This window comes from Bacteroides sp. OM05-12, from assembly GCF_003438995.1.
Classification (GTDB): domain Bacteria; phylum Bacteroidota; class Bacteroidia; order Bacteroidales; family Bacteroidaceae; genus Bacteroides.
On record NZ_QSUN01000001.1, the window covers coordinates 444,591 to 459,751 of the forward strand.

The following is a 15,161-nucleotide window of genomic DNA, read 5'->3' on the forward strand; positions in this document are numbered from 1 at the left end:
GTAGGGTTTGTTATAAAATTAAATAATTGATTATTAGATATATATAATTTATGTTTGTAGTGTTTGAAAACGTCTAAATTTCCATTTTGTAGGGTTTGTGTAGGTGTGAAATATTAGGCGCTATCTATCGGAATGTCTTACTTCGTTGCATGTTTGAAAGACGCATTTTTATTAACCTTAAAAATTAATGCAATGAAGCAAAGTACTCATTCGGGAAACATATTATTATATGTAATAATGTCGTTCCTATTTTTTATCCCATTTTCCGCTTACGCACAAAACTACCAATTAACCGGTAGTGTGTTGGACGGAAATAACGAACCGTTAATCGGAGCAAATGTAATTGTAGCCGGAACTACAAATGGAACAGTTACGGACATTGACGGTAATTTTTCTTTGGAGGTATCTCCTCAAGCTAAGCTTGAAGTATCTTATATGGGGTACATTAAGCAAACAATTCCTTTAAAAGGGCAGAAGACAATCAAAGTTATTTTGAAAGAAGACAGCCAGATGTTAGACGAAACGGTGGTTATCGGTTATGGTACAATGAAGAAAAGCGACATGACCGGAGCTATTTCTTCTGTAAATGGTGATGACTTGGCAAGCCGTGCTACCACGAATCCGGCTGAGGCTTTACAGGGTAAGGTTGCAGGTGTTAATATCTTGAAATCAGGAGGTAATGCCGGTGCAGGAATACAGGTTAGAATCCGTGGTGTGAAATCTATGGGAAGCAATGAACCGCTATATATCATTGATGGTTTTGAAGGTGACATTAAAACGATAAATCCTTCAGACATTGCTTCAATGGAAATCTTAAAGGATGGTGCTGCTGCTGCTATTTACGGTTCTCGTGCAGCAAACGGCGTTGTTATTGTTTCTACAAAGACTGGTAAGAAAGGTGAAGTGAAAGTAGATTTCTCTGCTTTCGTTACATTTACTGGTGCTGCAAAGAAATTAGAAATGCTAAATGCTCAGGAATATTTGGAAATGCATGATCGTATGTATCAAAATGCAATAGATGATTGGAACTCGGTTGTTCCTGATTATTATCAGAAACCGGGATACTTGTCTTTTAGAGATGCTGATGGAAAAGTTCTGAATCCAACAGGTTTTGACACGAATTGGCAGGATGAGATGATTGGCAATGGTTTTGCTCAAAATTATAATGTTAGTGTCAGAGGAGGTTCTGATGTTGCAAATTATTCTATTTCTTATAACCACTCTGATGAGAATGGTATATTCAAAGGCAATAAATATGTTCAGGATAATGCCCGTGCAAAAGTAAACATTAAAAAATACATCTTTGAGTTTGATGCAAATCTTGGCTTAAAGGTAACTCAAAGTCAGCAACCTCAATATTCTTTAAAAGAAATGTATATGATGTCTCCGTTGGTTCCTGTTTATGACAAATCACAAGTATCAGGCTATGGATTGACTGACATGGAAGTTGATGGAGTGAGTTTGCAATTACCGAACAATAGAAATGTGATGGCTGATAATCATTTTGTATCCGACAAAGTAAATGGATATGATTTAATTGGTAATATTGGTTTGACTTTGAATCTTGCACCTTGGTTGAAATTTAAGACAGCTTATTCCTATAATGGATATTATGAAAATGAAAAGTATCATGCAGAAGCCTATACCGCTGATCCAAAGGTTCCTACTAAGTATCCTTATAATTCTAGTAATAATTCTTATTGGTATCAACAGGTTTTTGATAATGTTTTGACTTTTGATAAGCAATTTAAAAAGAATTCTTTAACGGTAATGGTCGGTAGTTCTATAACTGCAGCCCGCAAAGACAATGCTGGAGTTGGCGTTGAGGGTAAAAAAACAATTTATTCTGTTGAAAATGGTCAGATTATAGGCACAGAAGTTCCTTCTGGATTTGCGGATCCTACTTCACCAACTATTAATGCCGGTAAAGGTGGTACATTTACGGGTGATGGAACATATTGGGAATATCATAGAGCTTCATTCTTTGGACGCGCAAATTATTCTTATGCAAGTAAATATTTATTTCAGGCAACTGTACGTGCCGATGGATCTTCTAAATTTGGACAGAATAATCACTGGGGAGTATTCCCATCTGTAGCTTTAGGTTGGAGAATCAATGAGGAAAACTTCTTCCCTAAAAATTCTGCCGTTAGTAATTTGAAGCTTAGAGCTAGCTGGGGACGTTTAGGTAATGAAGATGCATTGGGATATTATGATTACAACCCGGTTATGAGCTCAAGTAATACACAATGGTTAAGTTATGTACAGGGTGGCAATCCTTGGTTGGGTTATATGAATTTGTATTTATTGAATAATGATTTACGTTGGGAAACGACTGATACTAAAAACGTCGGTATTGATTATGGCTTCTTTAATAATAAGCTTTCCGGTTCTATTAACTATTATTATAATACTACGACAGATTTGTTGATTGAAAAAGTCATCGCTCCTTCTGCAGGTGTATACAATTCTATTGTTAATGTGGGGAAAATGAGAAATACAGGTGTAGAGTTCGACATTAACTGGAGTGATAATTATAGAGGATTTGAATATAATATTGGTTTCAATTTAACGACAACGAGTAATAAGATGTTGAAAGCTGATGATAATCAAGTATTATATGGTACAGGACTAAAATATGGAACAGAACATTTCCCGACTCAGACATTGAAGGGAAATCCGGTAGCAAGTTTCTTCCTTTATAGAACAGATGGTATATTCCAGACACAAGAGGAAGCTGATTCTTATCTAGATAAGAATGGTAATAAAATGCAACCGGATGCGTTTGCCGGAGATATTAAGTTTAAGGACGTAAATGGTGATGGCGTTTTGGATGAAAATGATAAAGAGTATTGTGGCTCAGGTATTCCTAAAGTAGAAGCGAATCTTTCATTTGGTGGATCTTACAAAGGAATCGATTTGTCTTTCTTGATTGGTAGTGCTTGGGGTAATAAGCTCTATAATGCTAATAGATATAATTACGAAGCAATGAATTCCGGTTCTAATTTCTTGAAATCTGCTTTAGATGCATGGACTCCGGAACATAGAAACACGAATGTTCCGCGTGCGGTAATGGATGATTTTAATGGCAATAGCCGTGAATCCGATCGTTTCTTGGAAGATGGTGATTTTATTCGCTTGCGCCAATTGCAGATTGGTTACACTTTACCGGCTAAATGGATGAAGAAGGTTTATGTAGACAGATGTCGATTCTATGTAAGTGGTGAGAATTTGCTTACTTGGACGAAATATTCAGGTGTAGATCCGGAATTCTCCAGAAGCAATATTTTGGATACAGGTGTTGACTCATTCATCTATCCGTTTACTCGTTCTTATGTAGTTGGAGTACAAGTAACATTCTAATCATTAACTTTTAATACTAAATTACAATGAAAAAGTATATATATATAGCATCTCTATTCTGTGCATCCTTGTTTGCCGGATGTGATGATTTCCTAACATTGGAGTCTCCTGATTTTTCAGCTGATAGATTTTGGAGAGATTCATTGGATATTGAAATGGGGTTATCTGCTGCTTATGGTCAGTTGGAAAATAGAACCAGTACTTATGACATGGCAGAAATAAAATTTCCTGTTGAAGCATTCCGTGAAGATGTAATGGTTACGGGTGCCGATGTTGCAAACTATCCTAACTGGGGAGAATTAGCAAAGTTTTCTTATAACAACGGTAATTCTCAGATAAAACTATATTGGATGAACAATTATAATGGTATCAATTATGTGAATAACGTATTGTTTGGCATTAATAAGGTACAGCAATCAGAACATCCGATGACAAAAGAGACTCATGATATGCTTTTTGGAGAGGCTTCTTTCTTGCGTGGTTATTATCACATGAAGTTAATTCTCAATTGGGAGAAGATTGTTATTAGAGATGCATATATGACAACAGAAGAGCAGACACACAAAGCACTCTCTACTCGTGAAGATGCATGGGATTTTATTATCTCTGAATTTAAAAAAGCAACGGCGCTTCCTTCTGTTCGTAAACCGGAAGAAGTGGGACGTGCTACCTCGGCTGCAGCATATGCATATCTTGGATGGGCATATTTAACACGTGCTTATGAAACTCCGGAAAAGAAAAATGAATATTTGGATGCTGCTGTTAAAGCATTTGATGAAATAAAAGATTACGGTTTGGAGAAAGACTTCCTAAGTATGTTCAATGGTACAAACAAGAATTGTAAAGAATCTATTTTTGAAGTTCAATTTATAGAAACAACTGCCGATGGGACTCGTCATAAGCATGTTTTACATAAATGGATCGCATCAGGATATAAGTTAGGTGGATGGGATGAAATACGTCCGAGTGAAATGATCTTGAATGAATTAAAGAAAGAAGGACGTATTGCTACAACCGGAGATTTCTTAGATTCTCGTGCTTATGCAACTGCTTTTTTTGCTGATCCATATTTTGAAACAGGTAAGAAAGTTTATAATTACAACTATAGTCAGATATTGGTAGATAAAAAGACAGGAACATCTTATACTTGTTTCCGTAAGTATTTACCGGATAATAATACTGCACTTAGAAATGACTTATGTTCAACGAATGTTCCTTTAATGCGTTATGCAAATGTAATGTTAATGAAAGCCGAGGCTTTAAATGAACTGGGCCATCCGGAACAGGCTATTCCATTAATCAATGAAATTAGAGAAGTGCATGGTGATATGCCGGCAATGGTAGGAACATCACAGGATGATGTACGTGCACAGATAGAGCATGAGCGTTTGATGGAGTTCTCAATGGAAAACCTTCGTTGGTATGATTTGCGTCGCTGGGGAAAACTGGATGCAGCAATGAAGGCGGCAGGTCGTATAAATTTCAATGAAGAGAGAAATTCTTTCTACCCAATTCCATTAATGGAGGTGCAAGCTAATAATGAAATAGATTGATTCATAGGTATTTATAAAAGGAGCTTGTAATTAGGCAAGCTCCTTATAATAGAAATTTTATCACGAGGTATTTTATGTTAAAATGGATAAAAGTCCTTATGATAAAGCCATTCTTATACCTGTAGATTTGATGATTAAGATACTTTTTAAATATAAATTATGAAGAAGATAATTTCGATTTTTTTGAGCTCTTTATTCTTGTTTGGAATGGGCAATACTTATGCTCAGCAAGATCATTGTGGCTTTGAACATCAACAAGAAGCTTTTTTTAAAGCTCATCCCCAAGCAGAGGCTAGCCACATGAAAGTTCAAAAAAGGATGACTAAAGCGGCAGTTCAACATGAGGATAGATATATTATTCCTGTTGTATTTCATGTTTTTGGAACAAAATTTAATGGGAATACAACTGTCGATCTAGCATTAGTAAAGGATGCACTAAAAAGAACAAATGAGGATTTTAAAGGATTAACTGCAGACTATAATCAAAGTGATCCAAGTAGTAGGTTTGAATTGATAAAAAAGCCTTTGAATATTGAATTCCGATTGGCACAAATTGATCCGGATGGCCGTCCGACGACAGGTGTTCAGTTCTTTGAAGACAAATCCGGTTTTGGTGATGCCAGTGCTTTTGATACGGAAATACAGAAATATGCTTGGGATAATAAAAAGTATATGAATGTTTATATTATGAATGATTTATATGCTGATGGTGATTTATATAACTCCGGTGTATCTTGGTTGCCTCTTGATTGGATGACTAATAACAACTTGGCACGTGTTGTCTATAACGGAAGCTATTTAGGAGATAATGCAGATGTAACTCAACGCAGTAATGATAATTTCCGTCGTATTTTGACACATGAGTTCGGGCACTTCATGGGCTTGCATCATACTTTTGAAGGAGGTTGTTCTATGCCTAATGATGGCGTAGAGGATACTCCCGCTGTAGAGAAGTCTCATTGGGATAAGGATACAAAGAACTGTTATGATGAGTATACGGATTGGGAAAACTTCATGAATTATACGGATCATTATCGTCACTTTACAAAAGGACAGGTGGATCTTATGGAGCAATACTTGCATGAATCAGCTCGTAGCACTTTATGGCAGGAATCTAATTTGACAGCAACAGGTACGAATGATGGGTATGTTACTCAACCTGCTATTATAGCAAGTGGAAGAGTTCTTTCTGAAACGATAGAGAATCAAGGTGTTTTGGCCGGTGAAATTAAAGTTGAGGCATATTACGGAATGGAATTTGCTAAGACCGGTAATTTAACTCTTGGTACAGATTATACATTAACAGCTATACCGGAAGGACTGACTCCTGAGTTCTCAGTAATAACTTCAACTTCTGCAGTCCTAAAATTGACAGGTAAGGCAAAAGAGCATGAGTCAATAAACAGCAAGAAAGGGATTAAGGCAGTACTTAAATCTACCTGTCTGAAAGCTGCTGGAACAACAGTAAAAGATGCGGATTTTGTTTTCGATATTAGTTTTAGAGATGAATATACAAGTCTTTGTTCTTTCAGTCCGAGATTTGGACCATGTGCACATATTTCCAGAATTGTATTTAAAGAACTTGATAATGAGACGGAGTTTGACGGGCAACAATGGAAAGACTTTTCTAAGACGCAAGTAGTTGGTTTGGCTGTTGGAGAAACCTGTCAGTTAACAGCAACTGTTCAGAATTGGTCATCCGGAGCAAATGATCGCTATAAAGTGCGTCTTTGGATTGATTGGAATGGAGATTATATATTGCAGGATGACGAATTGGTAGGTACACGTACCATAAGTCGTATAGGAAATCCTGGAGCAACTAACCAAGTAACGTTTGACTTTACAGTTCCGGAAACTGTGAATAAGGATCATGAATTTAGTTTCCGTGTAATGCTTCACTATGCAGGCAAAGATGTTCCTGCAACCGACGGTGATGATCCTTGTGGAGTTATAGACGGTGGTGATGTGGAGGATTATGGTGCAGTTATAGGAAAAGGTCATATCGAAAAGCCTGTAATTCCGGAACCGGAAGACGTTTGTACACCTATATTCTCTTATAGATCTAATGTTCATATCAGTAAAGTTGAGTTGAATGGAATGGTTAATGAGACTACTGCCAGTGTTAGCAAAACGAATATAGTTGAAGATTTTAGAGATGTAGAAAAATTGCATGTTTTCTTAGACAAAGGTGGCACATACAAAATGAAAGTTTTATGTAGCAATCTAGATTCACATAAAGATGACCCGTATAAAGCTCGTGTTTATTTTGACTGGAATAATAATAAAATATTGGAAAAGAACGAAGCCCAACTTGTGAATATAGAACATATCGGAGAACCGGGAAATCCATATTTGGCAGAGTTTACGGTAGTCGTTCCTGATGATGCGGTAGAAAATACTCCTATTCATATGCGTGTGTTCTTGCACTTTGGAAAGATAAATAGTATGGCCGGCGAGTTACCTTGTGGCACGGTAGAGAACGGACAAATAGAAGAATATTATGCGTACGTAGGAGATGGAACGAATATAGAATCTAATAAGGTTAATGCTCCTGTTGTATATCCGAATCCGACAAAAGGGATTTTATCAATCGGCAATCAGAGTTCTATGACCGGATATTCTTTGTACACCATTGACGGACAATTGGTACAACATTCTGATGCATCGGTAGATCAAATAGATATTACTGCGAATGCAAAGGGTATGTATATTTTGCAGATAGAAACTGAAACAGGTTCTTCACGGGAAATAATAATATTAGAATAAATAGAAAAAGTAATCAATAGAGAATGAAAGTTCTCTATTGATTGATCAATAGTTTAACATTTTATTAATTTTTAATTTTTACAATTATGAAAAAGCAATTACTTTTTGGCTTGTTCGCTCTTCTAATGGGTAGTCAAGCAATGGCTCAATCTCAGTTATGTCAGCCTTTCTTGGAATGGGGATTTTATGCATGTATCTCAAAAGTTGAGATCAATGGTATGGTAAGTGAATTTTCTACTACACCTGACGGATGGAATGGTAAGATAGGTAGTAATTCATATGATGAACCTACTCAATATGGTGATCTTACAGCTGACGCTAGTAAAGTTGTTAATTTGAAACCGGGTGAAGAATATGATTTGAATGTAACAGTTTGTAATTTCTCTTCTGGTGAAGGTGACCTTTATTATTTAACTGTTTATTTTGATTGGAATGGTGACTATGAACTTACAAAAGCAGAGACTATCTATCAAGAGACTCTGACTCTTTCGGCTCCGGGTCAAAATTCTTTCATTGCTAAGAGTATAAAAGTTCAGGTTCCGGCAGATGCTGCTGCAACTTCTACTATGCGTGTTTACTTACATTATAAAACACCTGCTGTTCCTTATGATGAAAATGATCCTTGCTGTGATCAAGACGGTGGTATGTTGAAAGACTACAAAGTCGTAACAGGTGATGCTCCTATCTCTATCGCAAACGTATCTTCAGAATCTTTCTCTGTATATCCGAACCCAACAGAAGGAACTTTATATGTTAATGCAGAAGAAGCAGGTGAATATATGCTTTACAGCGTTGATGGAAAAATGGTTCAAAAAGGTATGGTAATGGGTGGAGCTATCAATGTAGCTGCTAATCAACCGGGAATGTATATCTTGAAAGTACAAACTGGCAACGGAGTAAAACAAACAACTGTTGTTATTAAGTAATTAATTCCTTATCTCTCGATGTAAAGCTGTCTTGGCTAGAAGACAGGAGTGATTGATCAGGTTCTTATTTACGATTGAATCGTTTCACCGGAGGAAGCCTTGCGTTTCCCCAAAGGAAGCCAGTCGTTTAGCCTAGGTGAAACGCAAGGATCACCTAGGGCAAACGAATCGATTGACCGGAGAACTGAATTGAAAGTCGGACAGCTTTATTTTTCTTATTCCTACAGCAATAATTTTAATTCATAGTTAAAACAACAATACTGATATATCCATGAAAAATCTTAAAGTACAAATCATGAAATTATTACTTGTGTTGTGCACAGGCTGTTTCTCTATGTCAGTATCGGTTGCAGCTCAAGATATTTATGACACAAATACTTACGAAAATATACTAAATATTCACTGTACCCCGTTTGGTTATGATGATTTTACCGGAGGTTTCTCCGACCGGGGATCATGGATGTGTTTTACCTTACCTTCAAATAATGATTGGGTAAACGGTTTTTGCGGACCGTTTGAATTGGATCGCCGGCAATGGGTGACAAACGCTATATTGCAGGTTGGTTTTACTTCTGATGTCAGGACTGAAAAGTTTACTCCTGATAACACTACGTATAATCCGGGAGAGTTATTTATTTCTTCTTCTTCCGATTTGGGGAATATACAACAAAAGCTCTTTTTTGTAGATAAATATACCGCTTTATGGAGTTGCGAAACAAGTGCGCAACGTGCTTTGTACGTCGTTACAGGTTCAATAAGAGGTATGAAAACATCGAAACTGGAAAATAACTCATGGGTAATGGAAACTTCAACGGGAGAAACTTATAGAATATCGTTCTCTGCCGGAATACAGTTATCTTATGAAAATTCCAAGTTTCAAGCAATAGTTCCTGAAGGGACTAAAGGATATGCGACAATATCCTATTTATATGAAAATGAAAATAAACAACCGGTCAACTATATAGAATCGGTTCAAGATATATTATTACACCCGGATGTATACACAACAGCGCATACAGAACATTGGCAGCAATATTTGAGATCGGTATTGCGTCCGGATATGTCGGCAGAATATAATCGTATCGCAGTCAAAGCTGTGGTTACGTTACTAACGAACTGGCGTGCATCCAGAGGAGACTTATTGCACGATGGAGTCATTCCTTCTCATGCAATGGATTATTTTATAGGTTTCTGGGGATGGGACTCATGGAAACATGCAGTTGCACTCAGCGTTTTTGAACCCGAACTTGCAAAGAATCAAGTACGTGCCATGTTTGATTATCAAACGCCGGAAGGAATGGTAATCGATTGCATTTATACAAATAAAAGAGAGAATAATACACGTGACAGTAAACCGCCGTTGGCTGCTTGGGCTGTCAGTGAGATTTATAGAGCAACTGCGGACGTTGAATTCGTGAAAGAGATATATCCTAAGTTACTGAAATATTACCGTTGGTGGTATCAATATAGAGATCATGATGGTAATGGTATTTGTGAGTTCGGATCAGTAGACGGAACATTGGAAGCTGCGGCTTGGGAAAGCGGAATGGATAATGCCATTCGTTTTGACAATGCATCTATGGTGAAGAATCAGAATAAAGCATGGAGCGTTGATCAGGAATCTGTCGATCTGAATGCCTATCTGGCTTATGAGTATGTATTGTTAAAAGAACTGGCAAAAGTGTCAGGTAATGAGTTTGATGAACCGGATAAGAGTGCGAATGTGGCGGACTATTTCTTTGATAAAGAGAAAGGATTCTTTTATGACAAGAGACTTAGCGATCGTAGTTTCGTTACGGTAGAGGGGTGTGAAGCCTATATCCCATTTTGGGCACGTATTGCAACTCCTGAACAGGCAGAACAGGCATTAGACTATTTTATTGATCCTGCAAAGTTTGCTACTTATATACCTTTCCCGACTGTTACGGCAGATCATCCTTCTTTCTCTCCGAATGGTTATTGGAGAGGGCCTATTTGGTTGGATCAGGTATACTTTGGCATTCGTGGTTTAAGAAATTACGGTTACAATGAACTGGCAGACCTTTATACAACACAAGTATTTGACCGTTTGAACGGATTAAAAGCGGATGCCCCTATTCATGAAAACTATGACACGAAGACGGGAAGACGCTTGAAATCTCCTAACTTCAGTTGGTCTGCAGCGCATTTGTTGATGCTTTATCGTGAGTATGGTATTTCTGATATTGTATCGGTCGGTAAGCAGGAGATGAAAGTTTCTGTTTTCCCGAATCCGGTGGTTGATTATCTATACATTAAAGATTATCAGAATGTAAATGGGTGTACTCTTTACAAGATGGATGGAAGTATACTGTTAAAACAGTCGGGTAACGTAGAAAAGATAAATATGAGTTCCTATCCGCGTGGAAGTTATGTTCTTAAAATAAACTTCGGACAGGGAGATTTGGAAACAACGGAATATCATAAAGTAATGGTTCAGTAATTTGTAGCAAGATATAATATGTTCATATTCGTTATTATAGGATTAATGGTTAGTGGGGTTGCTGTCGGCTATCTTATGCGTAATCGTAAGTTAAGTTTCGTACATCGGATAATCACTTTATTGATATGGATTCTTCTATTTCTTCTAGGAGTGGAGGTCGGTAACAATGAGGCAATTATAAAAGGACTTCACACCATTGGACTTGAAGCATTAATAATTACGTTGGCAGCAGTAGTGGGCAGCGTATTGGGTGCTTGGGGATTATGGGCTGTTATTTCCGGGAAAAAGATGGAAGGAGGAAGTGATGAAAGGTAGTATAATTATTGTTTCATTCTTCGTCTTGGGAATTCTCGTAAGTTTGTATGGTTTATTCCCATTTGATCCGCAAGAATATAACTTGAGCTTTTATGCACTCTGCGCCTTAATGTTTTGCGTAGGTATCAGTGTGGGGAGTGATTCTAAAACTTTGCTGAGTTTTCGTCGGATAAATCCTAGATTCTTTTTACTTCCGGTTTTGACTATAGTCGGAACTTTAACCGGATGTTTTGTAGTTAGTTTCTTTTTAAAAGGACATTCTGCAACTGATTGTATGGCAGTAGGAGCAGGATTCGGATATTATTCTCTATCAAGTATAATCATTACCGAATATAAAGGAGCGGAATTAGGAACAATCGCTCTGCTTTCTAATATAATGAGGGAAATTATAGCACTGCTTGCTGCACCTCTATTGGTCAAGTGGTTTGGGAAGTTGGCTCCGATTTCTGTAGGAGGAGCTACAACGATGGACACTACTTTACCGATTATAACTCGTTGTTCCGGAAAAGAATTTATAGTTATATCCATATTTCACGGCTGTTTGGTAGATTTTTCAGTACCATTCCTGGTAACGTTGCTGTGTTCTATTTAGGTAGTATTATTGTAAAAAACTAATATATATGAAAAGACAAATTTTATATCTGATAACCGGTGGTTTGTTGTGCTCCGCATCGTTATTTGCAGACCAACAAGTGCCATGGCAAGACCCATCGGTTAATGGAATCAATAGAGAACCGGCTTGTGCTCATTTTATCCCGTTTTCTTCAGAAGCAAAGGCATTGTCAAATGATCTTTCCGGGAATGAAAGACGAGTTTCGTTAGATGGAACTTGGAAATTCCTTTATTCGAAGAATATTGAGGCTTGTCCAACGGATTTTTATAAACCGGGTTTTAATGTTAAGAAGTGGAAAGATATCCAGGTACCGGGAAGCTGGGAGTTGCAAGGGTTTGATGCTCCTATCTATACGGATGTGAAGTATCCTTTCCCACCGAATCCTCCGTTTGTCCCGGCTGATTATAATCCGGTAGGTGCTTACGTAAGAGAGTTTACAGTGCCCGAATCATTTAAGGGTATGGATGTAACACTGGATTTTGAAGGAGTGGAGTCTGCTTATTATTGTTGGGTAAATGGTAAACTTGCCGGATATAGTGAGGATAGCCGTCTGCCGGCACATTTTAATGTGACATCATTGTTGAAACCGGGTAAGAACAAACTGGCAGTTCAGGTATTCAGATATAGTGACGGTTCTTATTTGGAAGGACAAGATTATTGGAAATATAGTGGAATTGAGCGTAGTGTATATTTAGTAGCCCGCCCTCAATTTAAGGTAAAAGACTTCAAAATGCTGGCTCAACTGGCTAATGATTATAAAGATGGAGATTTTAAATTGGATTTGTCGATGGATATGTCGGCCGATCCGGTTGGGAATCAAGTGGAGTTGAAACTGTTGGATGGAGAGAAAACAGTATATGCAGATAAACGTGTGATCTCTTCTTTATCGGATACGCTACTAAATTTCGATTATTTAGTAAAAAATGTAAGGCCGTGGAGTGCAGAAGTGCCTAATCTTTACACAATGGTGGTGAATGTGCAGAATAAAGAGGGTAGAACCTTAGAATCATTCCGTCATCGTTTAGGATTTCGCACGGTTGAAATGCGCAACGGACAATTGCTGGTAAACAATGTGCCCGTTTTAATCAGGGGAGTGAATCGTCAGGAACATGATCCTCATCACGGACGTACCTTGTCTTTGGAGGCAATGATAAAGGATATTAAGATGATGAAACAATTTAATATCAATGCCGTTCGTTGCAGCCACTATCCGAATAGACCCGAATGGTATGAATTATGTGAAGAATACGGGCTTTATATGGTTGATGAGGCCAATATTGAGTCGCATGGCATGGAATATCATAAGGATGAAACTTTAGCAAACTATCCGGATTGGGAACATCCGTTCATGGAACGAATGAGCAGAATGGTGATGCGTGACCGTAACTTTACGGCTATCATTACATGGTCTTTGGGAAATGAATCGGGATATGGCAAGAACTTTGAAACACTATATCATTGGGCAAAGAACTTTGATCCGACTCGCCCGGTTCAATATGAGGCAGCTCGTAGGGAAGGATTATCCGATATTTATTGTCCGATGTATGCAAGGATATGGTGGTTGCGTGAATTTGTCAATATACGTCAGCCTCGTCCTATGATAATGTGTGAGTATGCTCATTCAATGGGTAACAGTACCGGAAATTTGCAAGATTATTGGGATTTAATTTATAAGTATGATAACCTGCAAGGCGGATTTATTTGGGATTGGGTAGATCAGACTTTTGCTAAGAAAGATGAAAAAGGACATGATATCTGGGCTTATGGTGGAGATATGGGTTATGTCGGTGTTCCCAATGATTCTAATTTCTGTGCGAATGGATTAGTTGCTGCCAATCGTTCTCTTCATCCTCATATTTGGGAAGTGAAGAAAGTATATCAATATGTACATTGCGAACCGATCGGTTTCACTAAAAATAGAATTAATGTCACGAATCGTCATGACTTTATTGATTTGTCAGATTATTATTTGAGATGGACAATAGAAGCTGATGGGAAAAAGGTTCAGTCCGGTGAAATGGATTTCCCTCTTATTCCTGCGCGTACTTCTAAAGAAATAGCAATTCCTTTCCGGGAAATAGCTCCTTCTTCAAAAGAATATTTTCTGAAGGTTGAAACTCTGACAAAGCATGATCTGCCTTATACTTCTAAAGATTTTGTGGTAGCTATGGATCAGTGGGAGCTTCCGATAGAAAAGGTTGAATTGGCAAAACAAGTAGTAAAGGAGAAATTGGAGACGTCTCGTATAAATGATGAGATTGTAATTAGAAATAATCTGTTCACTGTTAATTTCTCGACAGAGTCGGGTGAAATGACTTCATTAAAATATGGTGATAGAGAAATGCTTAAAGCAGGTTTCCAACCTAATTTCTGGAGAGGCTTGACTGATAATGATGTTCCTAATGGCACCCCGGTACGTTGTGCTCAATGGAAAGGAACAATGGATAGAGCAAAACTGGTAAAGATAGATATGTTGCCTGCATCTGATAATTTCTCGGCAGATGTGATAGCAGAATATCGTTTGGATGAGCAAGATGCTTATCTCGAAATGAACTACCGGATATTGGGAAGTGGAGTGATCAAAGTGGAAATGTCATTCATCCCGGGTTCTAAAGAATTGCCGGAAATGCCTCGCTTTGGAATGCGTATGATTATGCCGCAAGAATATGACAGGATGACTTGGTTCGGGCGAGGACCGCATGAGAATTATGCAGATCGTAAGATGTCGGCTGCAATAGGTCTGTATCAGGCAAGCGTTTGGGAACAATTCCATCCGTATGTCCGTGCACAAGAAACAGCGAATAAATGTGATACACGTTGGATGTCTCTTTGTGATAAAGATGGAAGCGGTTTACTCATCGTAGGTACGCAACCGTTGAGTGTAAGCGCATGGAACTTTAAAATGGATGCCATAGAATATGTTCCTTTCAGTGTGCAACGTAAGCATGGCGGAAGTGTAGAAAAAGAAGATCTGGTTTGGGTAAACATTGATTTGTTGCAAATGGGAGTTGGAGGAGATAATAGTTGGGGTGCTCAAGTACATCCTGAATATACCATTACCCCTGAAGCCAGGAAATACAGTTTTACGATACAACCGATAAATGCTTCCCAAAGAATAGATGAACAAGCTCGTCAGAGATGGTTTTAATTATAAAAATAGTAAC

General features: G+C 37.8%; 8 protein-coding genes. All 8 read left to right on the top strand.

The genetic code is table 11. The features are described from left to right. The first annotated feature begins 192 nt into the window (after positions 1–192). Positions 193–3,363, top strand: a complete 3,171-nt coding sequence (locus tag DXB63_RS01665) for a TonB-dependent receptor (RefSeq protein WP_122124693.1) — start codon at positions 193–195, stop codon at positions 3,361–3,363. A gap of 26 nt (positions 3,364–3,389) precedes the next feature. Continuing rightward, on the top strand, positions 3,390–4,916 hold the full coding sequence (locus DXB63_RS01670; protein ID WP_122124627.1) for a RagB/SusD family nutrient uptake outer membrane protein: 1,527 nt from the start codon (positions 3,390–3,392) through the stop codon (positions 4,914–4,916). Positions 4,917–5,075: 159 nt separating this feature from the next. Next, a complete protein-coding gene (locus tag DXB63_RS01675; RefSeq protein ID WP_122124628.1) occupies positions 5,076–7,682 on the top strand; it encodes a M43 family zinc metalloprotease in 2,607 nt (868 codons plus the stop codon). A gap of 86 nt (positions 7,683–7,768) precedes the next feature. Next, positions 7,769–8,608: a T9SS type A sorting domain-containing protein gene (locus tag DXB63_RS01680; protein WP_122124629.1), complete on the top strand. Its 840-nt coding sequence runs from the start codon at positions 7,769–7,771 to the stop codon at positions 8,606–8,608. Positions 8,609–8,903: 295 nt separating this feature from the next. Then, entirely contained in the window at positions 8,904–11,069 is a 2,166-nt protein-coding gene (locus tag DXB63_RS01685; protein ID WP_233522721.1) for a trehalase family glycosidase, read from the top strand. 24 nt (positions 11,070–11,093) lie between these two features. After that, positions 11,094–11,384 (top strand): LysO family transporter, encoded by a 291-nt coding sequence (locus DXB63_RS01690; RefSeq protein ID WP_122124694.1) that lies wholly within the window; start codon positions 11,094–11,096, stop codon positions 11,382–11,384. Beyond that, the gene (locus DXB63_RS01695) at positions 11,374–11,976 is read left to right on the top strand and encodes a lysine exporter LysO family protein (RefSeq protein ID WP_122124631.1); all 603 of its coding nucleotides are present in this window, start codon (positions 11,374–11,376) and stop codon (positions 11,974–11,976) included. The genes DXB63_RS01690 and DXB63_RS01695 overlap by 11 nt, the downstream gene beginning before the upstream one ends. A gap of 28 nt (positions 11,977–12,004) precedes the next feature. After that, positions 12,005–15,145 (top strand): glycoside hydrolase family 2 TIM barrel-domain containing protein, encoded by a 3,141-nt coding sequence (locus tag DXB63_RS01700; RefSeq protein WP_122124632.1) that lies wholly within the window; start codon positions 12,005–12,007, stop codon positions 15,143–15,145. The last annotated feature ends 16 nt before the right edge of the window (positions 15,146–15,161 follow it).